Origin of the sequence: Bradyrhizobium sp. U87765 SZCCT0048, assembly GCF_018131225.1 — a bacterium.
In the GTDB taxonomy this organism is placed as follows: Bacteria; Pseudomonadota; Alphaproteobacteria; order Rhizobiales; family Xanthobacteraceae; genus Bradyrhizobium_A.
Genome location: NZ_JAFCMM010000003.1, coordinates 493,705 through 515,870, shown reverse-complemented (window position 1 = coordinate 515,870; position 22,166 = coordinate 493,705). Strand labels below are relative to the sequence as shown.

Below are 22,166 nucleotides of genomic sequence, written 5' to 3'. Positions count from 1 at the left end.
TGGAATCAACATCGCCATGGCTTCGAAACCCGCAACCCCGCCTGAGACGCTCGGCCGATACATCCTATCGACGAAGATCGTCCGACCGGGCGGGCAGGCCATCGTGACCCAGGCGTATGATCCGGTCGAGAGCAAGATGGTTGCCATCAAGCGGATGCGGTTCGGCCCGGAGGACGAACGCGCGAAGGAGGGGTTCCGGCGCGAAGTGCAAATGCTTCAGGACCTGCGCCATCCCAATATCGTGGAGATGATCGAGGTCGACCGCGACAACGACGGCAACTGGTACCTCGTTCTAGAATGGTTGCCGGACAATCTGGACACCGTGATCGAACGGGACGGGGCCGGCACTTGGGACGACTTCCTGCGGCGTTTCGGTCGCCCGATCCTGGATGCCGTGATCTACGGCCAGAAGAAGCAGATCGCGCACCGCGACATCAAGCCGAAGAACATATTGGTGTCCACGGACGGCGTGCCGAAGCTCGCCGACTACGGGATCGCCAAGCTATTGGACAACGCCGGCAGCTGGGCGCCAGTCAAGGGTCCCACGTTCAGGTTCGACTACACCAAAGGCTATACTCCGGCAGAGGCCGACACCGCCGGAACGATTCTGTCCCGGGACTGCTATGCCTTCGCCGCGGTGGCGTTGTCGTGCGTCACGGGCAGGAACTTCGACCGCGAGGACGATCCGCATATCGCCCTGCAGGAGGCGGCCCTGCCGAACAACATCCGCGCCATCCTGGAGCGATGCCTCCACAGGGACGCTTCCAAGCGACCGCCGCTGGCTTCGGCGCTTCTTAGCGAGATCGAAAGGGCTGAGGAGGAGACTAGGCGCGAGACGGCAGCCGTTCCGCTTTGTCACCTGTCCCTATCGTCCCTGGTCCAGTCGAGGATCTGCTCGCGGATGGAGCTGCAGGAGCGGAAGGACGCGGAACGCTTCGTGCTGGAAGTGCTCGGCGAGGTCGCCGGGCTGATGCCGGGCGACGTGCCGGCGGGGCAGGACAAGGCCGATGTCGACCTCGTCGGCGCGACATGGCGGTTTCGTTGCCGCTTCAGCGGGCGCCATAAGGAAGTCCTCGAACTGGCGAACGTGCTCGAAGTGGACGCGTCTCTCGCCACCAGTCTAAGGGAGCGCTGCCTGACCCGCCCGATGCAGTTCACTTTCGAGCGGCCGCGCGATCCGGAGACGTCCGGGCAGCAGCTCGGATTGCTTCTGGCCGAGGCAGCTGAGGTCCAGCGGCAGCTGGCCGAGGAGCGCAAGGCGAAATCCAGCCAGCGCATCTTCCGCATCTGGCGCGGCTACCTGCGCGACCGGGCCGATTTCGAAGCGAAGCGTACGAGCGCCATCAAATACGTCGATCGGAACGTGCTAGAAGATCGCGTGGTGCTGACGACCGAAATCGCGCAGACCGAGGACCTCGTCGGCCAGGAACGTGTGATCTCTATCCCGTCCGGAGGACGGCTGACGGGCACCGTGGCCGCGGTCGCCTTCAACAAGATACTGCTGAACGTGACGTTCGGCGACGCGTCTCGGCTGCCCCGACGCGGAGAGCTTGCCATCAACACGTTGGCGGCACAGCGGGCGCTCGACCGTCAGAGCGCCGCACTCGATGCTGTCCTCTACGACAGGGCCGAAAGCGAACGGTTGAAGGGCATCATCATCGATCCGCGGACGGCGGAGCCGGTCGAGAAGGTGGAAGACGTAGTTCCCACAAGCGACGACTTCGACGAGGAAAAAAAGGAGATCCTGGCTAAGGCGCTGGGCGTGCAGGACATTCTCGCAATCGAGGGCCCTCCCGGGACTGGGAAAACGAAGCTGATCGCGGAAATCGTGGTTCAATGGCTGAAGCGCCATCCGGGCCACAGGATACTGCTGTCGTCGCAGACCCACATCGCCCTCGACAACGTGCTGGAGCGGATCACCGAAACGGGGCTGCCGCTCGAGATGATCCGCATCGGACGAAGCGACGAAACGCGCATTTCCGACCTCGGCCAAAAGCTCCTGCTGGAGAAGCGTGTCGAAGCCTGGATCAAGGAGGTACGCAAGGCCGCCGAGGCGGACATGCAAAGGTGGGCCACTGAGAAGAACGTGGACCGCGAGGCCGTGGCGCTGGGCATGAAGGTTGAGCGTCTCCTGCAGCTGCTTGCGGTTCAGAAGGGCCTGCGGGAGGCTATCTCTAGGCAGGAGGCCGATCGGGTGAGCGTCGAGAAGGCAGGCACCGACACCGCCGGCGGACCCGCCGATCAGGGCGAGGTCGAGGAGGAGACCACCCAGATCGACAGCGAGATCGGCATCAGTAAGCAGGCGCTCAAGCAGGCGGTGGCGCAGGAGAAGGACCTGCGCTCCGAAATGGAGAAGATGGGCGAATACGCCGCATACCTGTCCCAGTCGAAGGACCCCGACGAACTGGGCGAGTGGGCCAAGCATTTCCTCGCGGACACGCCGATGATCACTGCATGCCGCGATCGCCTGAAGTTGCTGGAGGACTGGCTGCTGAGGGTCGGCCGTTCGTCGGATTTCAACACGGCTATGCTGTCGTCAGCCCAGATTATCGCCGGCACATGCGTCGGCATCGCCGGCGTCCGCGGCATGGAAGAGGTCGGCTACGATCTCTGCGTCGTCGACGAGGCCTCCAAGGCGACCGCGACCGAAATCCTCATTCCGCTGTCCCGCAGCAAACGATCCATCGTTGTCGGAGACCCCGAGCAGCTTCCGCCTTTCTTCGAGCAGTTGAGCGACGAGCTGCTTGACGAGTTCGAGGTCGGCGAGGTCAAGGCGACCCTGCTTGACCGATTGCTGGACGAGCACGCGGGCCTTCCCGCGGGGTGCCGCGCGGGTTTGAAGAACCAGTACAGAATGATCAAGGCTATCGGCGATCTCGTAAGCGCCTGCTTCTACCAGAAGAAGCTTAAGAGTCCGGTGACATCGCATGGCCTCAAACTGTCGATGGCCTTCCCGAAGCCCGTAACGTGGTACTCGACCCAGAATCTTGATTCCCGATTCGAGGAGCGCGATGGGTTGACCTACACGAATCCCACTGAGGTCGCGCAGATCCGCCAGATCCTGCTGCGCCTCGAGTTCGTCGCCAAGGGGCAGAACGAGCGCATCTCCGTCGCGGTGCTGTCCGGCTATACGGGGCAAGTGAAGCTCCTCAGCGAGATGGTCCAGCGCGGCATCGCCGAATGGCCCTCTCTCGATGTCGCCTGCTCCAGCGTGGATGCGTTCCAGGGGCGGCAGGCCGACATCTGCATTTACTCGGTCGTCCGATCGAACGATCAGAAGAGCCTCGGTTTCCTGCGCGAACGTCCCCGGCTCAACGTCGCGCTTTCAAGAGGCAAGAGCGGTCTCCTCATCGTCGGAGACAACTATTTCTGCCGCAACGCTCGCGGCCAGAATCCGTTCAAGTCGGTGATCGACCATATCGACAACAACGAGAGCACCTGCACGGTGGAGGAATTGCAGTGACCCCGGAGCTCGCAGCGAGAAAATTCCAGTTCCGCGAGGGTTTCCATCTCGTCGACTACGGCGAGGTCGGACTGCCGATCTTTCGGCTGACGCTGGAGGCGATCACGATGTCTCCCCGCTTCATGCCGACCATCCAGGAATTCGCGTTGCGCTGCTTGGATCTCGGCGAAACGCATGAAGTAGATGTCGCGAAGATGCTCGGCCTCAAGCTCGACGTAGTCGTCAGCGCGATGAACATGCTGATCTCCGACGGGTACGTCGCACGCGAACCCAACAGCGACGTTGCCGACGAATTCCATCTCACCGACGCCGGAAAGTCGCGGTTGCTCGTCGATCGGTTGGATGTCCCCCAGGAAGAGATGGTGGTCGTCGATTACGACGGCGTGCGTCGAATGCCTCTGCGTCTGACAGGCGAGAGCGTCGTGCGTCCAGCCATGCTTCAAGGAACCGGGGCGATTCAGATCCGGCCGTACCCAGCGGAGGCGCCTGGAGTCGACGATCTGGCAATCCCGGAGATTTCGAAAGTCATCCGTCGGCAGAAGAGCGAGGATTTCCGGCGCACAGTGCTTTCGCTGAAACGCATCGTGAGGCGCAGCAGCCTCTTTCGGGAAGGCGTCGCGCTTGTCTACGCGGCGGACAAGTCAGACGAGGTCCAGGTCGCGTTCGTCATCGACGACAAGCTGTCCGATGCATACGAACTCGCCTTCGCCCAGCATGACGGGCCAAAGAAAATGGGCTTCGTGCGCGCGATCGCGGAAAACGATCTGAGCAAGAAGCTCGAAAAGATGATCGGTCGCCCCATGTACAAAAGCATGGCCGGTCGAGACGCGATGAAAGCGGCACGCAAGCTGGAGGTCGATGGGCTGTTGGAGATCGATGCCGTCCGACGGGCGGCGGCCGGTACGTCTCTGCGGAGATCGGATCCCGTCGCCGTCGCCTTGGCTACGGCAGAGGAACGATTGAAAAGCGCAAGGCGAGATATGGACGCCTTCGAAGTCCGTCCCCTCGCATGCTACGAGCAGACCGAGCTTCTCGATATCGGTTTGAAGAAGGCGCGCAAATCGCTGGTGATCACAAGTGCCGGCGTTAAGCCTCACATCGTCAACCCGGCCAGACTGCGCGAAATCGATCTGCTGATCGGAGGAGGTGTTCAGATCGAGATCGAATCCTACCTGGCGACGCCGACGGAGGCGCGTAGCGGCGGCAAATACGATCCCCTTTGGGAGTTGGCCCGTCGCGCCGCAAAGGCCGGATTGACGCTCCGCAAAAGTGGCAAGCAGGACTTCTTCTTCCTGGTGCAGGACGATGAGCTGGCCGTCATCTCAACGCGACCGTTCTTCGGCGAAGCGTCCCGCCGGACGGGATTTATGCGCGTGCAAGGAGTCGTGACGCGCAAGCGGGAGTTTGTGGAAGAGATCAGGAGCATCGTGCGCGGTAGCAGCAGTCGCCCGGTAAGACGAAATGGCAACTGACCGACCCGTTTGGACCGCAACGCATGTCGGCCGCGTTCGATGCGCGAACGAGGATCTGTATCTCGTGGACAAACGGATAGGTGCCGGACCGGTGGAAAGCTGGTCCGGAACGATGGCTGGCGATCACGGCTGGGCCGTGATCGCCGACGGCATGGGCGGACATGAGGACGGCCAGATCGCCAGCCGCATCGTCATAGAGACGATCGCAGGATCGATCGAGAACGTGCGAGAAGAAGCCGACGTCACTACGATGATCGAGAATGCCCATCGAAAATTGTTCGAAGCCATGTATTCGGGCCAAGGCAGGCCCGGCATGGGCTCGACCATCGTCGGCGTAGTGTTCTTCGATCATGAAGCCCTGGCCTTCAACGTCGGAGACAGTCGCGCTTACGAACTCAGGCGTGGTCAGCTGCTCCAATTGAGCCGGGATGATACATTGGGCGGAGATCGGGGACGTCGAGGCGGGCACGCACTCACTCAGTCGCTGGGCGGGACAGCGACGCCACAGCCGGTAACTCCCCGTATCCGACGCTTTCGGCTTGAGGATCACGTCGGCGTACTGCTTTGTTCGGACGGTCTGACGGACATGGTTCAAGAGAGCCGAATTGCCACTTTGCTCGCCGAGCCCACCACCAATCCGGCAGAACACCTCGCGACAGCCGCGAACGATGCCGGCGGGAAGGACAACATCACCGTCGTCGTAATCGGTACGAAAGCTAAGATCGCGCCGAGCGTCAGTTGAACGCAATGAAGCTAGTAATCGACTTCCCGACGATCTGGGCGTTTATCTCCCGAGTGCCTTCATAGGAGTAGAGACCGCCTAGGTGTCCGCGACGGAACGGCCGATTGTCCGAATTGCCGAGACCCGACCCTTTCCCTATGGTTGTGTGTCGTGCGAAAGTCGCGTCCATTGGACGAGCCGGAACCGGCGATATTATTTTACGGGTTTTCATTGCTAGGTGGCGGGGGCAATTCGTCGGGCGGAACGATCCTGTTGATATTGTTCGGCGCTATGGTCGCCGCGGTATCGGCCGCCTATCGCTTTACGGTGGAGAATGCGGCGGCAGTCGGGGCCCTAGCCCTGATCTGCGGCTTGATTGCCATGCGTTTCCTCTTCTCGTGTGCGAGGTCGGCGAAAAGTGGCGATCCTACCGGTCTCAGGCCACCGCCCTTGGATACCGGGCTCCGGATCCGCACCCAGGCTCCCTCCGGACCCGTTGAGCGCTTGCCGCCCGCACAGTTGATCCGGAGCGGCGAGACCGTGAAATTCGGTAGTACCGGCCTATCCACCGGGATGTTCTACTGCGGCGGTTGGCTGCCGCTTGCGGAAGGCGCCACTCGCCAATATTCCATCAACCCGCGACTTTCGGCCTCGGGATCGGCAGACGTCGAGGGCCGCTCGATGCCCTACTGGCCGTCTTATGCCGACATTTCTCCCGGGGCCCGCCTTGCGTTCCTCGATTGGATGGCCGGAGGCAGGCGGGATCCGTCCTACGGCATCGGGCTGGTGTTCATCTTCCTATACGGTCTGGAGCACCGTCTGTTCCTGGAGGCAGGCGACGACGCGCCCTTGCTTGTCCGAGAGGTCGAGAGGCTTCTGGCGATCTACGGCGCTAACAGTTCGTTCTACGGCTACGCGAGCAATTTCCTCGATTTCGCCAGATTGGCACAAGGTGAACGCCCCGAATTGCGCGGGCTCTCTCCGGAGCGGAGCGGCGGGACCGAGATGGACCTGTCCACTCGTGTCTACCTCGGCGACCGCCTTGTCGAGACGCCTGCGCTGTCGGCCGAAGACGCATTGCGCTGGGCTCTTGCGGTGCCTGACACGTATTTGAGGACGCCGGGAGTCCGTTGCTTCGATGAGTTCGTCGCGCTGTGGCGGTTGCCGTTTGATCGCATCTATCCCGCGGGCCTTTCGGTGGACGGCCGGGATCGGATCTCGTTGCGCTACCGGGCGGCAAGCGGTGCGTTCGAAGTGGCGGTAAGCGGCCGGCACGAGCAGCACATCGATGTGGCCCGCGTCACGAAACTGTTGCCCGGACTGCAAAAGCTGGTGACCGACTGCACCGACGAGTTGGACGCCTTCAGCCGTTTCGTCGGCCGAAAGCCTTCGGCCAGGAACTCGATGGCTGCGGCGAAATTGCTGCCCGCCGATCTGCAACAAAGCACGACCGCGGGTGCAGTCGTCGATTTCCGGCGTCGCATTGAAGCCGTCATGGGCGACCACGGACGCGGAAGCAGCACGGCGCAGATACTGCTGGAAATGGCCGGAATCGAAGTGCCCGTGGACGGTAAGATCTCGGCCGCGTTTGCCGACGAACTTGGACGTGTGTTGGATTCGATTGGGGTGGCTATCGAGCCCGACCGCCGATATGGAAGCAGCGTCCCGCGTGCCGACGAACAGGTATTCGTGTTCAAGGCCCCAAACGGTGGTCCCGTCGACCCGGCGCGGGCATCGTTCCGAGCCGTAAGGGTGCAAGTCGAGGTCGCGGTGCTGGCTGCCGCAACTGACGGAGATGCATCCTACGAGGAGCTCCAGCGCACGATCGCACGAATACGCGAACCGTCGGATTGCTCATCACGACCGATCCCATTCACGGACTCCGCAAACCGAAAGACAGCGTGCGCGAGCACCGGCCTACGCAGTCGAAGGACGGGCGGTCGGACGACTGTAGCGCCCGTCCGCTACTGGCTCGCCCACCAGCGCTGGGTACGTTGGTGGGCACACTGGAGCCCCATCAATGGAAAACCAACGCTATTCCAAGTGGATAGGCGAAAAGATTGATTCTGCCCCTGGGCACCATCCTGCTCCGCGCGCTGACGCGGTTCGCAGGATTGCTCTCCTGAATATAGTTCCGATCTAACGCCCCGTTTGATCAAGCGATGCGCGCGGTTTGCCGCGACCGCAGATAGCCTCCGGCCGCGCCGAGCGCGGGGCTCAGGGGCATGTAGAGCAAATGCAGCCAAAGGTGGCCTGAGCCGTTGATCGCGGCATAAACGCCAAAGCCAACACACAAGATCGACGACAGCGTCCCGTTCAGCGCTTCGTCATGCTTTGCAACGCGCGCCGCAACATACCCGCCAAGGATCGAGCAGAGTCCGCCGAGGACGCGCGACGCGGTCAGAAAAACCTGACTTGTCTTCAGGATTTCGGTGAAAGAGCCGGCGTCGTTGCCGGGGATGCCAGCGTCCTTGCCGAAGCCAAGACGTAAATCATGACAGGTCGCATCACAATATTCGTGGCGACGATGTCGACAACATTACCGATCGCAACACTCTTGAAAAGATACGCGCATTATGTCTGCTCTCTGAGCAATCCCTGCTTGGCGGATCGGATTGTTATACCTTGATGTGTACGCTCCGCTGTTCCTTCGCCGGCCTGATGCCCATTCTGTTGAAGACACCGGCCGTTCCAGACACGCCCTGAGCATCCTCCTCTCTCAACTCCCGATCTCAGCTGAATGACACCTGTCCAACCCGCATTGCATGCGTGGCACGCGCAAATTGCTCTACGCTTCGGCGCACATCTCGGGCAAACCCGCATGTGAATACCGTCAACGCGTGGTCGTATCGCCGCTCTGCCGTGCCGTTCCGCTGAGCAGGCGCTGGGCACAAGGCCGGCCATCAAGAAATACGGAAACAAGATGGATCAGCAGAGTGCCGCTCCCGGTGGGATCGGCTTCGTCCTGTTCGCATTGGCTGTGGGCAGCTTTGCGATCGGCACCACCGAATTCGCGACCATGAGCCTGTTGCCGTATTTCGCCGCCGATCTGCGCATCGACGAGCCGACGGCGGGCAATGTCATCAGCATGTATGCGCTCGGAGTCGTCGTTGGCGCGCCGGTGCTCGCGGTGCTCACCGCGCGCATGGCGCGGCGCAACGTCCTGCTGCTGCTGATGGCGCTGTTCGCCGTCGGCAATGGCTTGAGCGGTTTTGCGCCGAGCTATCGCTGGATGCTGGCGTTTCGCTTCCTGAGCGGCTTTCCTCACGGCGCCTATTTCGGCGCCGCGGCGGTGATGGCGGCGTCGCTGGTTCCGTTCAACCAGCGCACCCAGGCTGTCGGAAAAATGTTTTTGGGGCTGACCATCGCGACCGTGCTGGGCGTTCCGCTCGCCAACTGGCTGGGGCAGGCGGTCGGCTGGCGCTGGAGTTTTGGCGTCGTCGCGGCGCTGGCGATCGCCACCTTCGTGCTGATCGCATGGTGCGCGCCGCATGATCGGCCCGATCCCAAGGCGAGCCCGCTGCATGAGTTGAGCGCGCTGATGCGCGGACAGGTCTGGCTGACGCTTGCCATCGGCGCCATCGGCTTCGGCGGCCTGTTTGCGGTTTACACCTACACGGCGACGACCCTGATGGAGGTGACAAAGGTCTCCGCCGCGTTCGTTCCGGTGGTGCTGGCAGCGTTCGGCCTTGGCCTCACCATCGGCAATCTTGTCATCCCGCGGTTCGCGGACCGCGCGGTGATGCCGACGGCCGGTGGGCTGCTGATCTGGAGCGCCGTGGCGCTGGCCGCGTTTCCCTTCGCGGCATCGAACATCTGGGCCGTCATGATCGATGCCTTTCTCATCGGCCTCGGCGGCGCGCTCGGTGTGGTGCTGCAGACGCGGCTGATGGACGTGTCCGGCGAAGCGCAGGCGCTTCCGGCCGCGCTCAATCATTCGGCGTTCAATACCGCCAACGCGCTCGGGCCCTGGCTCGGTGGCCTTGCGATCTCCGCCGGTTATGGCTGGACGTCGACCGGCTGGGTCGGCTGCGCACTGGCGCTCGCCGGATTCGTCATCTGGCTGGTCGCGGTCGCCTTCGAAGGCAAGGGCGACCGGCGCGCGGCGAGGTCGGCGGAGGCGTGACCTCCCGGCGGCGGAGCCGCAATGGCGGGCGCGACGCACCCCCATACGAAAGTACTGTCTTCCACCGAGCGAATGTAGGGGGCCGGGATCACCGCCAACTGACGTTATATCGCGCCCAAGCCGCGCAACTGAAAACGCGCGTCGTTCTCCATCAGACATGGGAGGGAAGCTTGGTGCGCCTGCTGTTGCTGCTGCCGTTCATCGGCCTGATGATCGTGCCGTTCTATAACGTTCACGATCCCGTTCTGTTCGGCTTCCCGTTCTTCTACTGGTACCAGCTTGCCTGGGTGCCGCTGACCTCGCTCCTGACCTACATCGTCTACCGGAGCGCGCGCCATGCTGACTGATGTCGACGTTCCCGCGCTCGCGGTCTTCATCGCCTTCTTCGTTCTCGTCACCGGCATGGGCTTCGTCGCGTCGCGCTGGCGCAAGCCCGAGACGCTGGCCCATCTCGACGAGTGGGGCCTCGGCGGCCGCAAGTTCGGCACCTGGATCACCTGGTTTCTGGTCGGCGGCGATTTCTACACCGCCTATACCGTGATCGCGGTGCCGGCGCTGGTCTATGCCGTCGGCGCCTATGGCTTCTTCGCGCTGCCCTACACCATCATCGTCTATCCCTTCGTCTTCGCGGTGATGCCGCTGCTGTGGAAGGTTGCGAAGGACAAGGGCCACGTCACCGCCGCCGACGTCGTGCGGGGCACCTACGGCTCCCGTGCGCTGGAGCTCGTGGTCGCCGCCACCGGCGTGCTCGCCACCATGCCCTACATCGCGCTGCAGCTGATCGGCATGGAGGTGTCCATCAAGGCGCTCGGCGTCCACGGCGAGATCCCGCTCATCCTCGCCTTCCTGGTGCTTGCGCTCTACACCTATTCGTCGGGCCTGCGGGCGCCGGCGCTGATCGCCTTCGTCAAGGACATCATGATCTACATCGTGGTCATCGCCGCGATCGCGATCGTGCCGTCGAAGCTCGGCGGCTATGGTGAGATCTTCGCCGCGGCGGATACCGCATTCAAGGCCAAGGGCGCGGGCGGCATCGTGCTGTCGCCGGCGCAGATCGTGCCCTACGCCTCGCTGGCGCTGGGGTCGGCACTCGCGGCCTTCATGTATCCGCACACCCTGACGGGCATCTTCGCGGCAGCGAGCGGCAACACCATCCGCAAGAATGCGGTGCTGCTGCCGGCCTACACGCTGCTGCTCGGCCTGCTGGCATTGCTCGGCTACATGGGGCATGCCGCCGGGCTGAAACTGGCGAGCAACAACGACGTCGTGCCTGCCCTGTTCAAGACGCTGTTTCCGGGCTGGTTCGCCGGCTTCGCGTTTGCGGCGATCGCGATCGGTGCGCTGGTGCCCGCGGCGGTCATGAGCATCGGCGCGGCCAACCTGTTCACCCGCAACTTCTGGAAGGTCTGGGTCGATCCGGCCGTGACGCCGGCCGGCGAGGCGCAGGTCGCCAAGATCACCTCGATGCTGGTGAAGGTCGGCGCGCTGCTCGCGATCCTGCTGATGCCGACGCAGTTCGCGCTCGACCTGCAGCTGCTGGGAGGCCTGTGGATCCTGCAGACGCTGCCGGCGCTGGTGTTCGGCCTCTACGTCGGCTGGTTCACCAGTCCCGCGCTGCTCGCCGGCTGGGCCGCCGGTTTCGCGGGCGGCTCGTTGCTCGCCTGGCTCGACGGACTGAAGCCGCTGCACACCATCGACTTCGGCATGGGCCCCGTCGCGGTGTACACCGGGCTGCTGGCTCTGGCGCTCAACGTGGTGGTCGCGGTCGTGGTCAACCTGCTGCTGAAGGGGTTGCCGCAGGGGCGGCTGTCACGCGAGTCGGCGTGACCGACGATCTGCCCGCATGATCTGTGCGATGGCCGGTCCGCAGGGGCCGGCCATCGGCATTCATGGGACCGGTCCGCCGCCGATCCCACATGGGTGGTGAGTGGCTGCTCCGGTGTCGAAACATCGCCCACGTCGCCGCGAAACGCCCTAATATCCCGCCGGATCGCCTCGAACGGCGAAGGCGATGAGAGATCCTGAGTGAGGAATTCTTGCAGGGGTGGTTCGTTCTCGCGGTCGCGGCAGCCTATGTCACGACGCTGTTTCTGGTCGCCTGGTGGGGCGATCGCCGGGCCGGGAACGGTCCGCTGGTGGCGCCGACATCGTGGATGGCGGCGGTCAGCTATTGCCTGACGCTCGCGGTCTACAACACCTCCTGGAGCTTCTACGGCTCGGTCGGCCGCGCGGCGACCACGGGGCTCGACTTCGCGACGATCTATGTCGGCCCGACGCTGGTGCTGCTGTTCGGCCAGCGCTTCCTCGCCAAGGTGATCGCCATCGCCAAGGCCCAGAACGTCACCTCGATCTCGGACTTCATCGCCGCGCGCTATGGCAAGAGCCAGTCGCTGGCGGCGTTCGTCACCGTGGCGTCGCTGCTCGGGGTGCTGCCCTACATCGCGCTGCAACTGAAGGCGGTCGGCAAGAGCTTCGACTACCTGACCCTGCAGCCGGAGCGGGCGGGCGGCGACGTCCTGCATTTCTGGCAGGACTCCGCCTTCGGCGTCGCCGCATCGATGGCGCTGTTCGCGATCGTGTTCGGCGTGCGCCATGTCCATGCCAGCGAGCATCATCGCGGGCTGATGCTGGCGATCGCGTTCGAGAGCGTGGTCAAGCTGCTGGCCTTCCTGGTGGTCGCGCTGTTCGTGCTGTTCGGCCTCTCCGGCGGGCCTGACGGACTGCTGCAGCACTTTCACGCCGATCCGCAGCTCGGCCGCGTCCTGACCTTCGAGCCGACCCAGCCGGTCTGGCCGTCGACCATCATCATTTCGATGATCGCCTTCCTGTGCCTGCCGCAGGCGTTCCATGTCGCGATCGTGGAGAACGAACGGCCGGATCACACCCGCGCCGCGGCGTGGCTCTATCCCGTCTATCTCCTGACGTTCAGCGTCCTGATCCTGCCGATCGCGGCGGCCGGGATCGCGCGCTTCGGCGCCGTCATGGATCCCGACACCTATGTCATCTCGCTGCCGATCGCGGCGAATGCGCAGGCGATCAGCCTGATCGCGTTCGTCGGCGGGCTTTCGGCCGCGACCGGCATGGTGATCATGACGGCGGTGGCGTTGAGCACGATGCTGTGCAACGACGTCATCATGCCGCTGCTGCTGCGCTGGCGCTTTCTCGGCCGGCGGGCCGCGACGTGGTCGGTGTCGTCCGCGCTGGTGACGGTCCGCCGCATCTCGATTGTCGGCATCCTGCTGCTCGCCTATCTGATGCATCGCCTGGTCAACCAGAGCTATCCGCTCACGGTGATCGGGCTGCTGTCGTTCGTGGCGGTCGCGCAGCTCGGGCCGGCGTTCGTCGGCGGGTTGTTTTGGCCGCGGGCCAACAAGGCCGGTGCATCGGTCGGCATCACCGTCGGCTTTCTGGTGTGGGCCTATACGCTGCTGCTGCCGGCGGCGGCGCCGCTGTGGCCGGCCCTTGGCGAGATCGCGCGCGATGGCCTGTGGCACCTGCCGTGGCTGCGGCCCGACGCGCTTTTCGGCCTCGAGGGGCTCGATCCGATCTCGCACGGCACGCTGTGGAGCCTCAGTGGCAATGTCGTCTGCTTCGTGCTGTTCTCGCTGCTCGGCCGGCAGTCGACCGTCGAGCGTAACCAGGCGGCGGTGTTCACGCGCGGCGCGGCGCTGGAGGCGGTGCCGCAGCTGTCGTCGCGCGTCGTCGTCCGGCTCGACGATCTGCGCTCCCTCGCCATTCGTTTCGTCGGCGCCGAGCGCGGCGCCGCGGCGTTCGATCAGTACGTCGCTGCGCGGCGGTCGGGAACGGGACCGCGGCTCGACCAGTCGGGCCTCGTCGACCTCGATTCGATCCGCTTCGCCGAGAACCTGCTGGCCGGCGCCATCGGGGCGCCGTCGGCGCGGGTGGTGATCGCCGCGTCGCTGGAGGGCCACTCGCTGTCGCGGCGGGCGGCCATGGCCATGCTGGACGAGGCGTCGGAAGCGCTACGCTTCAACCGCCGCCTGCTGCAAAGCGCGCTTGAGAGCGTGCCGCAGGGCATCTGCGCGTTCGATGCGGACTTCAACATCACCGCCTGGAACGGCCGCTTCATCGAGCTGCTGGACCTGCCGCGCGACCTCGTCCATGTCGGACTGCCGCTCGCCGAGCTGATCGCGTTCAACGTCGACCGCGGCGAGTATGCGGCGGCCGAGCTCGGAGCGCTGCTGGTCAATCGCGACCTCACGACCCAGAGCTTTCCCTATACCTACGAGCGGACACGACCGGACGGCACCGTGCTCGAAATCGTCTATGACCGGATCGCGGAAGGCGGCTACGTCTCGACCTACACCGACGTCACCGAGCGTCATCGTGCCGCTGACGCCCTGCGCCGCGCCAACGAGGATCTTGAACAGCGGGTCACCGAGCGCACCGAGGCGCTCGAGCGCGCGCGGGCCGAGGCCGAGCAGGCCAATCTCGGCAAGACCCGGTTTCTGGCAGCCGCCAGCCACGATCTGCTGCAGCCGCTCAACGCCGCGCGTCTGTTTTTGTCCGCGCTCGACGAAAGCCTGCGCGCATCGCCGGCTGACGCGGCAAAGCCGGGCGGCAAGGATCAGATGCTGGTCGGCAGCGCGATCACGGCGCTGCGCTCCACCGAACGCATGCTCGACACCTTGCTCGACATTTCGTCCTACGATTCGCGGGCCGTTCAAGCCGAGCTCGGCGATTTCGCCATCGCCGAACTCCTCGCGCAACTGACCATCGAATTCTCGGCCCTCGCCCGCGAGCGCGGGCTGTCGCTGCGGGTGATCGGCTGCAGCCTCGCCGTCCGCAGCGATCCGCATCTGCTGCGCCGCATCCTGCAGAACCTCTTGTCGAACGCGGTGCGCTACACCCCGCGGGGAGAGATCCTGCTGGGGTGCCGGCGCCGCGGCGCGGACCTGCGGATCGAGGTGTGGGATACCGGCGTCGGGATCGCGGCGGAAGATCAGGCCCGGATCTTCGAGGAGTTCCAGCGCCTGACGCCGGGGCGGGACAAGGGCCTCGGCCTTGGCCTTGCGATCGTCGATCGCATCTCCCGCCTGCTGGGGCATGCGGTCGATGTCCGGTCACGCCACGGCCATGGCTCGTGCTTCGCCGTCACGGTTCCTCTGGCGTCCGGAGGGGGCGCGGCATTGCGGCCGGAGCCGGCGTCGGAGCCCGCCCTGCCTGGGGCAGGGGAGCTGTCGCTGACCGTGCTGTGTCTCGACAACGACGCCATGATCCTGCAGGGGCTGACGGCGCTGCTGGCGGGCTGGGGGCATCGCGTCGTCGTCGCGGAGGATCCTCCGGCCGCGCTGGCGGCCGCTTCGGCCTGCCGGCCCGACGTGGTGCTGCTCGACTATCATCTCGACGGTGGACGAAACGGCCTCGACGTGCTCGATGATCTCAGGCAGAGCAGTCGCGGCCGCTTCCGGGCGCTGGTCATCACCGGCGACCGCAGCGAGGAAGTGCGGCGCTCGGCCAAAGCGCGGGGCTGCGACGTGCTGCTGAAGCCGGTCAAGCCCGCCGCGCTGCGGCGATTTCTCGGGGGCGAGGCCTTGAGCCGCCAGCTTGCAGCGAACCAGGGGAGCGATCAGGCGTGACCACGCGCATTGTCATCGGTGACGATCATCCGCTGGTGCAGGCCGCGCTGCAAAGCGCGCTGACGGCGGTCATGACCGATCTCGACGTCATCGGCTGCCAGTCGCTGGCGGACGTCCTGGCGGCGCTGGGCGACAGGCCGGAGGAGATCGACCTCGTGCTGCTCGACCTGACGATGCCCGGCATCGAGGGGTTCGCGGCGCTGTTCATCCTGCTGGCGCAGTTTCCGACGACGCCGGTCGCGATCATCTCCGCCCGGCAGGATGCGGCAACGATTCGCCGGGCGATTGCCTATGGTGCGTCCGGCTACATCCCGAAGTCGCTGAGCCTGCCGGCGATGGCCGAGGCGATCATGAAAATTCTCGCGGGCGAGATCTGGATGCCGCCGAATATCGGCGGTCGCGGTTCGGTGCAGGCCGCCGATGTCGAGCTTGCGGCGCGCCTGTCGTCGCTGTCGGCGCAGCAGATGCGCATTCTGGCGATGATCGTCGAAGGTCGGCTCAACAAGCAGATCGCCGGCGAACTCGATATCGCCGAGCAGACCGTCAAGGGACACGTCTCGACCATCCTGCGCAAGCTTGGCGTCGGATCGCGGACCCAGGCCGCTGTGCTGGCGGAGCGGTTGTCGTTCGGGCGGCCGGCGGCCGATCAGCCCTCCAGCGATCGGCCTCTTTAGCTGCCGCGAAAGACGTTGTGCAGGTGCTGCTTCGCGCCTTCACAAGGCCGAGGCGCGTGCCTCCGGTCGTGCCGCCAGCGATGCGCAGGCGCTCTGCGCCATCGGAAACCGGGCTGCACGGACATAGTCGCGCGGCGTCAGTCCGTAGCGGGCGCGGAACGCACGGTTGAAATTCGACAAATCACGAAAGCCCGAGGCGAAGGCGATGTCGGTGATGCGGACGTCGCGACCGCTGCGCCTTGCAAGTTCGACGAGGTTGCACGCCAGCTTGAGCCGCTGCTCGCGCAGCAGCTGGACGAAGCTGGTCTCGTGGGCCTGAAAGTCGCGCTCGAGCTGGCGGGCGGAAATGCCGATGCGATCGGCGAGCCAGGTCAGCGACAGTTCTGGGCGTGCGACGAACGTCTCCATCTCGCGGATCGCCAGTTCGAAGCGGGCGCTTTGCGACAACGTCCTGCCGGCGATGCCTGCGCCATCGCCGGCGGCGAAGGCGAGATGGGTCAGGTTGATGAGGTAGTCCGGCCGGACCTTCTCCGCGGCTTCGCGATGGCTCAGGGCGTCGAGAACATAGCGATGGAGCCGTCGCGCCGCGGGCGTCGTCACGCTGATGGCCTCGCCGACACGCAGCGGCGCGGTCGCGTCGGCCAGCGAGGCGGCGCGCGGCAGATGCAGGGACACGCTGTGCGGCCGGGAGTCATCGAAGACGATCTGCATGGGCTTGGTCGAATCCAGCAGATACAGGGTGCCGGGCACGAGGATGGCGCTGTCGTCACGCTGCTCGATCCTCGATGAGCCGGCGAGCTGGATGAGCAGGAAGAGATGTTCCTGATCGTCCTGGCGAATGCCCTGGCGGGTGCGGTCGATGCGGCGGATTCTGCCGGCCAGATTGGCGATGTCGAGGCCACACAGCCGCTGCGCCAGGAAATGACCATCGACCGTGCGCTGATCATCGTGGGGAACGGCATAATAGTGCCCGCAGGTGGACCGCAGGGCATCTTCCCACGCTTCGAAAAGCATGACCTCGTTCCTCCGTTTCGCGCGTCCTCCGGCGCCCTGTTCGACCACGGCGTCCTTTTGTCTGTCGCATCCTATCGCCGAATGCGGATATGGGAAGCAGCGGACTGCGCCGTGACGACCGGAGTTTGGCGGAAAAGTCCAAGTCAGGCAGGGGTGCTCCATTCCAGGATGGCCAAAACGCCACCAATGGAGGAAATGCATATGCCCGGCTACAGGCTGCTGATCGGCGGACGTCTCGTGGATGGCGATTCCAGCATGGATGTCATCGATCCGGCGACGGAGGAGGTGCTCGCCGTCTGCCCGCGCGGCTCGGTCGCGCAGATGGATGCCGCGGTGGCGGCGGCCAAGGCCGCGTTCCCGGCCTGGGCGCGCCGCCCGATCGGCGAGCGCCGCGCCATGCTCGAGGCTCTCGCCGGCGCGATCGAGGCGAAGCAGGGCGATCTGGCGCGCCTGCTGACGCAGGAGCAGGGCAAGCCGCTGGCGGAGGCCGCGGCCGAGATCATCTACACCTGCGCGTTCATTCGCCATCTCTCGGGCCTCGACCTGCCGGTCAAGGTGATCGAGGACAACGAGACGCGCCGTGTCGAGCAGCACCGCCTGCCGCTCGGCGTCGTCGGCGCGATCATTCCCTGGAACTTCCCGGTGCTGATCGCCGCCTTCAAGATCCCGCCGGCGCTGCTGGCCGGCAATACCGTGGTGATCAAGCCGGCCCCGACCACGCCGCTGACGACACTGAAGATCGGCGAACTGATGGCCGGGATCTTCCCGGCGGGTGTCGTCAACATCGTGACCGACCAGAACGATCTCGGCGGACACCTGACGCAGCATCCCGACGTCGCGAAAATCTCGTTCACCGGATCGTCGGCGACGGGTCAGAAGGTGATGGTGAGCGCGGCGAGCACGCTCAAGCGCCTGACGCTCGAACTCGGCGGCAATGACGCGGCCATCGTGCTGCCCGGTGCCGATCCGGAGGTCGTCGCGCCCGGCATCTTCGGCGGTGCCTTCATGAACGCGGGCCAGGTGTGCCTCGCCATCAAGCGCGCCTATGTCCACGAATCGATCTACGACGACGTGGTGGACCGTCTGGCGAAGCTTGCGGACTCGGCCGTGGTCGACAATGGCCTGCAGCAGGGCGCGACCATCGGCCCGCTGCAGAACCGCATGCAGTACGAAAAAGTGAAGACGTTTCTCGCAGATGCGAAGGCCGATGGCCGCATCGTCGCCGGCGGCGAGGTCGAGGATCGGCCGGGGTTCTTCATCCGTCCCACCATCGTCGCCGACATCGACGACACCTCGCGGCTGGTGCGCGAAGAACAGTTCGGTCCGATTTTGCCGGTGGTGAAGTATTCCGATCCGGAAGATGCGCTCACGCGCGCCAATGCCTCGCCCTGGGGCCTTGGCGGATCGGTGTGGGGCAAGGATCGCGAACAGACCCGCGACATTGCCCTGCGAATGGAGTCGGGCACGGCCTGGATCAACAAACATCTCGATTTCGGCCCGAATATTCCGTTCGGCGGCGCAAAGCAGTCGGGCATGGGTGTCGAGTTCGCCGAAGAGGGCTTGGCTGAATTCACTCAGATCCATATCGTGAATGAGGCGCGCTGAACCGGCGGCTGCTGCCGTCGGGACGTCGAATGCCCAGCCGATCCGGCGTCGGGCCTGCGGGATGTCGCAGGCCCGCGCCGGACGAAACATGACAAAGAAGCGATTGGGAGGAATGCATGAGACGATCAGAACCCCCGCGTGAGATGTCACAACGGGCTGAGGGACGCGCGCCATGGCGGCGATCGTTGCCGGTCGTTGCGGCGATCGCGGCCACTGTCGCGACGTTCGCGATGGCGCAGATGGTCCGGGCGGAATCTCCGGCGAAGGGATCGCCCGAGTTCGTCAAGAAAGTGACGTCGGCAGTCGACGACGCCGCGATCCAGGCCAATGGCAAGACAACCAAAGACTGGTTGTCCTACGGCCTCGACAACGCGGGCACGCGCTACAGCAAGCTCGACCAGATCAATACCGATACCGTCAAGAAGCTCGGCCTGAAGTGGTCCTACAATCTGCAGTCGATCCGCGGTGTCGAATCCACGCCGATCGTCGTCGACGGCATCATGTACGTGACGGCGTCGTGGAGTGTCGTGCATGCGCTCGACGTGCGCACCGGCAAGCCGTTGTGGACGTTCGATCCCGAGGTGCCGCGCTCGATCGGCTACAAGGGCTGCTGCGACGTCGTCAATCGCGGCGTCGCGCTCTACAAGGGCAAGGTCTATGTCGGCGCTTATGACGGCCGCCTGATCGCACTCGATGCCGCCACCGGCAAGAAGCTGTGGGAGAAGGATACGGTCATCGACCACAGCCGCTCCTACACGATCACCGGCGCGCCGCGCATCGTCAAGGGCCGGGTGCTGATCGGCAATGGCGGTGCCGAATACGGCGTGCGCGGCTACATCACCGCCTACGACGCCGAGACCGGTGCGCAGGCGTGGCGCTGGTTCGTCGTGCCCGGCGATCCGGCCAAGCCCTATGAAGACGACTCGATGGCGAAAGCCGCCAAGACCTGGGATCCGTCAGGCAAGTACTGGGTCGCCGGCGGCGGTGGAACGCCGTGGGAAACCATCACCTACGATCCTGACCTCAACATGGTCTATATCGGCACGGGCAACGGCTCGCCGTGGAATCGCAAGTTCCGTAGCCCCGGCGGCGGTGACAATCTCTATCTTGCTTCCATCGTCGCGCTGAACGCCGATACCGGCAAATACGTCTGGCACTATCAGGAGACGCCCGGCGATTCCTGGGACTACACCTCGACCCAGCCGATGATCCTTGCCGACATCGCCATCGACGGCAAGCCGCGCAAGGTCGTGATGCATGCGCCCAAGAACGGCTTCTTCTTCGTCATCGATCGCACCAACGGCAAGTTCATCTCGGCGAAGAACTTCGTCGATGTGAACTGGGCGACCGGTTATGACAAGGACGGCCGGCCGCTGGAGGTGGCGGAGGCGCGCGGCGATGCGCCGTTCGACGCGATCCCCGGGCCCTATGGCGCCCACAACTGGCACCCGATGTCCTACAATCCGAAGACGGGCCTCGTGTACCTGCCGGCGCAGAACGTGCCGATCAACCTGACGTCGGAGAAGTCGTTCACCTTCAACGAGGTCGCGCCAGGCAAGGCGCAGAGCGGCACGGGCTGGAATCTCGGCTACTCCGTCAACGCGGTGCCGCCGAAGAGCAAGCCGTTCGGCCGGCTGATCGCGTGGGATCCGGTCAAGCAGAAGCCGGCCTGGACGCACGACTTCGAATCGCCGTGGAACGGCGGCACCACCACCACCGCCGGCAACCTCGTGTTCCAGGGCACCGCCGACGGCCGCTTCGTCGCCTACAACGCCACGACCGGTGACAAGCTGTGGGAGGCGCCGGTCGGAACGGGCGTCGTTGCGGGTCCTGCGACCTACATGGTCGACGGCACGCAATACGTGTCGATCGCGGTCGGCTGGGGCGGTGTCTACGGCGAAGCGGCGCGCGCCACCGACGTCGAGATGCCGGGCACGGTGTACACCTTCGCGATTGGCGGCGATGCCAAGCCGCCGGTGTTCGCCAAGATGGCGCCGCAGAAGCTGCTGGAAGGCGTCGCCTACAAGCCGGAGGACGTCGGCCCGGGCACGCTGCTCTATGTCTCGAACTGCGCCTTCTGTCACGGCGTTCCCGGCGTCGACAAGGGCGGCAACATCAAGAACCTCGGCTATTCCGCGCCCGAGACCATCGGCCATCTCAAGGACATCGTCTTCAAGGGGCCGTTCATCGATCGCGGCATGCCGGACTTCACCGGCAAGCTCTCGGAAGATGACGTGACCAAGATCGCGGCGTTCATCCAGGGCACGGCGGACGCCATCCGGCCGAAGAAGTAGGGCGCGCGTCACGCGCCATCGCGACGGAGGCGGCCTGTCACCTCCGTGGCCGATCGCCAGACGGTCAAGGCCGCATCGAACCGCTCGGTCGAGCATGTTCGATGCGGCCTTTTTCTTTCGCGCATCGTGCTGCGTCGTCTTGGCGCCTAAGTCGCGCTCCGCAGCGGGCGTCCGGCGTCAGCTCCCGGTCGGGGCGTTCAGTGTCACGACCGTCTTCCGCGCTTGCTCGTTGACGGTCAGCTGGAAGATGTCCGGGCGGGCATAGTGGCCGTTGACGTCGAGGTCGAAGTGCGCGCGGGTGATGTCGTCGATGTCGATATCAGCCGTCAGGATGGTCTCGCCGTCGTAGTTAGGGCCGGCGATGACATTGCCCAGCGGGCCGACGATCATGCTGCCGCCGCGCAGCAGGATCGCCTCGGGATCGTCGGTGATGGTGTTGCGCATGTCGCTGGGGTACTGCGCCCGCGTCAGGTGCTGACAGGCCGACAGCACGAAGCAGCGGCCTTCGAAGGCGACATGCTGCATCGTCGTCGCCCACATGTCGCTGTCGTTGGCGGTTGGCGCGCAGTAGATGGTGATGCCCTTGTCGTACATCGCCATGCGCAGCAGCGGAACATAGTTTTCCCAGCAGATCACCGCGCCCATCGGGCCCCACGGCGTCTCGATCGCGGTGAGGGTCGAGCCGTCGCCGAAACCCCAGATCAGCTTCTCGCCGGCGGTCGGAATGGTCTTGCGATGCTTGCCGAGCAGCGTGCCGTCAGGCCCGAAGAACAGCGCGCAGCAGTACAGCGTGCCGCCGGCGCGCTCGATGATGCCGACGACCAGGAACAGGTTCGCGTCGCGCGCCGCCGCTCCGAGCCGCTCGGTCTCGGCGCCTGGCACAACGATCGCCCGCGAGGCGTAGTTGAGATATTCCTGGCGCGTGCCGGGACGCCGCATCCCGACGCAGATCTCGAGGTCGGCGCCCTTGGGGTAGCCGCCGATGAACGCTTCGGGAAAAACGGCGATGTTCACGCCCTGCCGGCCGCATTCCGCGATCAGCGTTTCCGCCTTGCGCAGCGTCGCTTCGCTGTCCGTTCCTTCCGTTGCGGCCTGTACGACCGCGACCTTCAATGTCGTCACGTCATTCCCCTTGTCGTCTGTCCCGGTTGGGTGCCGTTGCCCGGTGCGGCGTCGCCGCCACACCGGTCGCAGGCT

Annotated in this window: 13 protein-coding genes; 11 read left to right on the top strand and 2 right to left on the bottom strand. The window is 64.8% G+C overall.

Annotated elements, in window-relative coordinates:
* Nucleotides 1–16: 16 nt before the first annotated feature.
* The 9 genes from JQ639_RS20925 to JQ639_RS20885 all read left to right on the top strand — a co-directional run bounded on the left by JQ639_RS20925 (nucleotide 17) and on the right by JQ639_RS20885 (nucleotide 16,056).
* Nucleotides 17–3,463 carry an AAA domain-containing protein gene (locus tag JQ639_RS20925; RefSeq protein ID WP_211968191.1) on the top strand — a complete coding sequence of 1,149 codons (3,447 nt, stop codon included), beginning with the start codon at nucleotides 17–19 and terminating at the stop codon, nucleotides 3,461–3,463.
* Nucleotides 3,460–4,935 (top strand): helix-turn-helix domain-containing protein, encoded by a 1,476-nt coding sequence (locus JQ639_RS20920; protein WP_211968190.1) that lies wholly within the window; start codon nucleotides 3,460–3,462, stop codon nucleotides 4,933–4,935. The genes JQ639_RS20925 and JQ639_RS20920 overlap by 4 nt, the downstream gene beginning before the upstream one ends.
* 112 nt (nucleotides 4,936–5,047) lie before the next feature.
* Nucleotides 5,048–5,677, top strand: coding sequence for a PP2C family protein-serine/threonine phosphatase (locus tag JQ639_RS20915; protein WP_211968189.1), 630 nt, complete (start codon nucleotides 5,048–5,050; stop codon nucleotides 5,675–5,677).
* 168 nt (nucleotides 5,678–5,845) lie between these two features.
* On the top strand, nucleotides 5,846–7,720 hold the full coding sequence (locus JQ639_RS20910) for a TerB N-terminal domain-containing protein (protein WP_211968188.1): 1,875 nt from the start codon (nucleotides 5,846–5,848) through the stop codon (nucleotides 7,718–7,720).
* Nucleotides 7,721–8,579: 859 nt separating this feature from the next.
* On the top strand, nucleotides 8,580–9,782 hold the full coding sequence (locus JQ639_RS20905) for an MFS transporter (RefSeq protein ID WP_211968187.1): 1,203 nt from the start codon (nucleotides 8,580–8,582) through the stop codon (nucleotides 9,780–9,782).
* Nucleotides 9,783–9,952: 170 nt separating this feature from the next.
* Nucleotides 9,953–10,129 (top strand): DUF3311 domain-containing protein, encoded by a 177-nt coding sequence (locus tag JQ639_RS20900; protein WP_211968186.1) that lies wholly within the window; start codon nucleotides 9,953–9,955, stop codon nucleotides 10,127–10,129.
* Nucleotides 10,119–11,609 carry a monocarboxylate uptake permease MctP gene (gene mctP, locus JQ639_RS20895; RefSeq protein WP_211968185.1) on the top strand — a complete coding sequence of 497 codons (1,491 nt, stop codon included), beginning with the start codon at nucleotides 10,119–10,121 and terminating at the stop codon, nucleotides 11,607–11,609. Before JQ639_RS20900 ends, mctP begins: the two co-directional genes overlap by 11 nt.
* A gap of 209 nt (nucleotides 11,610–11,818) precedes the next feature.
* Nucleotides 11,819–15,382, top strand: coding sequence for a hybrid sensor histidine kinase/response regulator (locus JQ639_RS20890; RefSeq protein WP_211968184.1), 3,564 nt, complete (start codon nucleotides 11,819–11,821; stop codon nucleotides 15,380–15,382).
* Nucleotides 15,379–16,056 carry a response regulator transcription factor gene (locus JQ639_RS20885; protein WP_211968183.1) on the top strand — a complete coding sequence of 226 codons (678 nt, stop codon included), beginning with the start codon at nucleotides 15,379–15,381 and terminating at the stop codon, nucleotides 16,054–16,056. Before JQ639_RS20890 ends, JQ639_RS20885 begins: the two co-directional genes overlap by 4 nt.
* 39 nt (nucleotides 16,057–16,095) lie before the next feature.
* Here JQ639_RS20885 and JQ639_RS20880 read toward each other — a convergent pair whose 3' ends face one another.
* Nucleotides 16,096–17,070 (bottom strand): helix-turn-helix domain-containing protein, encoded by a 975-nt coding sequence (locus JQ639_RS20880; RefSeq protein WP_211968182.1) that lies wholly within the window; start codon nucleotides 17,068–17,070, stop codon nucleotides 16,096–16,098.
* Between the two features lie 201 nt (nucleotides 17,071–17,271).
* On the opposite strand from JQ639_RS20880, the gene JQ639_RS20875 reads away from it, so the two are divergent.
* Both JQ639_RS20875 and JQ639_RS20870 read left to right on the top strand, forming a co-directional pair.
* The gene (locus JQ639_RS20875) at nucleotides 17,272–18,675 is read left to right on the top strand and encodes an aldehyde dehydrogenase family protein (RefSeq protein ID WP_211968181.1); all 1,404 of its coding nucleotides are present in this window, start codon (nucleotides 17,272–17,274) and stop codon (nucleotides 18,673–18,675) included.
* A gap of 230 nt (nucleotides 18,676–18,905) precedes the next feature.
* A complete protein-coding gene (locus JQ639_RS20870; protein WP_371745155.1) occupies nucleotides 18,906–20,969 on the top strand; it encodes a PQQ-dependent dehydrogenase, methanol/ethanol family in 2,064 nt (687 codons plus the stop codon).
* 177 nt (nucleotides 20,970–21,146) lie between these two features.
* Here JQ639_RS20870 and JQ639_RS20865 read toward each other — a convergent pair whose 3' ends face one another.
* Nucleotides 21,147–22,091, bottom strand: a complete 945-nt coding sequence (locus tag JQ639_RS20865; RefSeq protein ID WP_211968179.1) for a carbon-nitrogen hydrolase family protein — start codon at nucleotides 22,089–22,091, stop codon at nucleotides 21,147–21,149.
* Nucleotides 22,092–22,166: the final 75 nt, after the last annotated feature.

Excerpts from the sequence above, each read along its gene's own strand:
- JQ639_RS20880 (WP_211968182.1), bottom strand. The coding sequence starts at position 17,070 with ATGCTTTTCGAAGCGTGGGAAGATGCCCTGCGGTCCACCTGCGGGCAC.
- JQ639_RS20905 (WP_211968187.1), top strand. The coding sequence starts at position 8,580 with ATGGATCAGCAGAGTGCCGCTCCCGGTGGGATCGGCTTCGTCCTGTTC.
- mctP (WP_211968185.1), top strand. The coding sequence starts at position 10,119 with ATGCTGACTGATGTCGACGTTCCCGCGCTCGCGGTCTTCATCGCCTTC.
- JQ639_RS20915 (WP_211968189.1), top strand. The coding sequence starts at position 5,048 with ATGGCTGGCGATCACGGCTGGGCCGTGATCGCCGACGGCATGGGCGGA.
- JQ639_RS20875 (WP_211968181.1), top strand. The coding sequence starts at position 17,272 with ATGCCCGGCTACAGGCTGCTGATCGGCGGACGTCTCGTGGATGGCGAT.
- JQ639_RS20925 (WP_211968191.1), top strand. The coding sequence starts at position 17 with ATGGCTTCGAAACCCGCAACCCCGCCTGAGACGCTCGGCCGATACATC.
- JQ639_RS20870 (WP_371745155.1), top strand. The coding sequence starts at position 18,906 with ATGGCGCAGATGGTCCGGGCGGAATCTCCGGCGAAGGGATCGCCCGAG.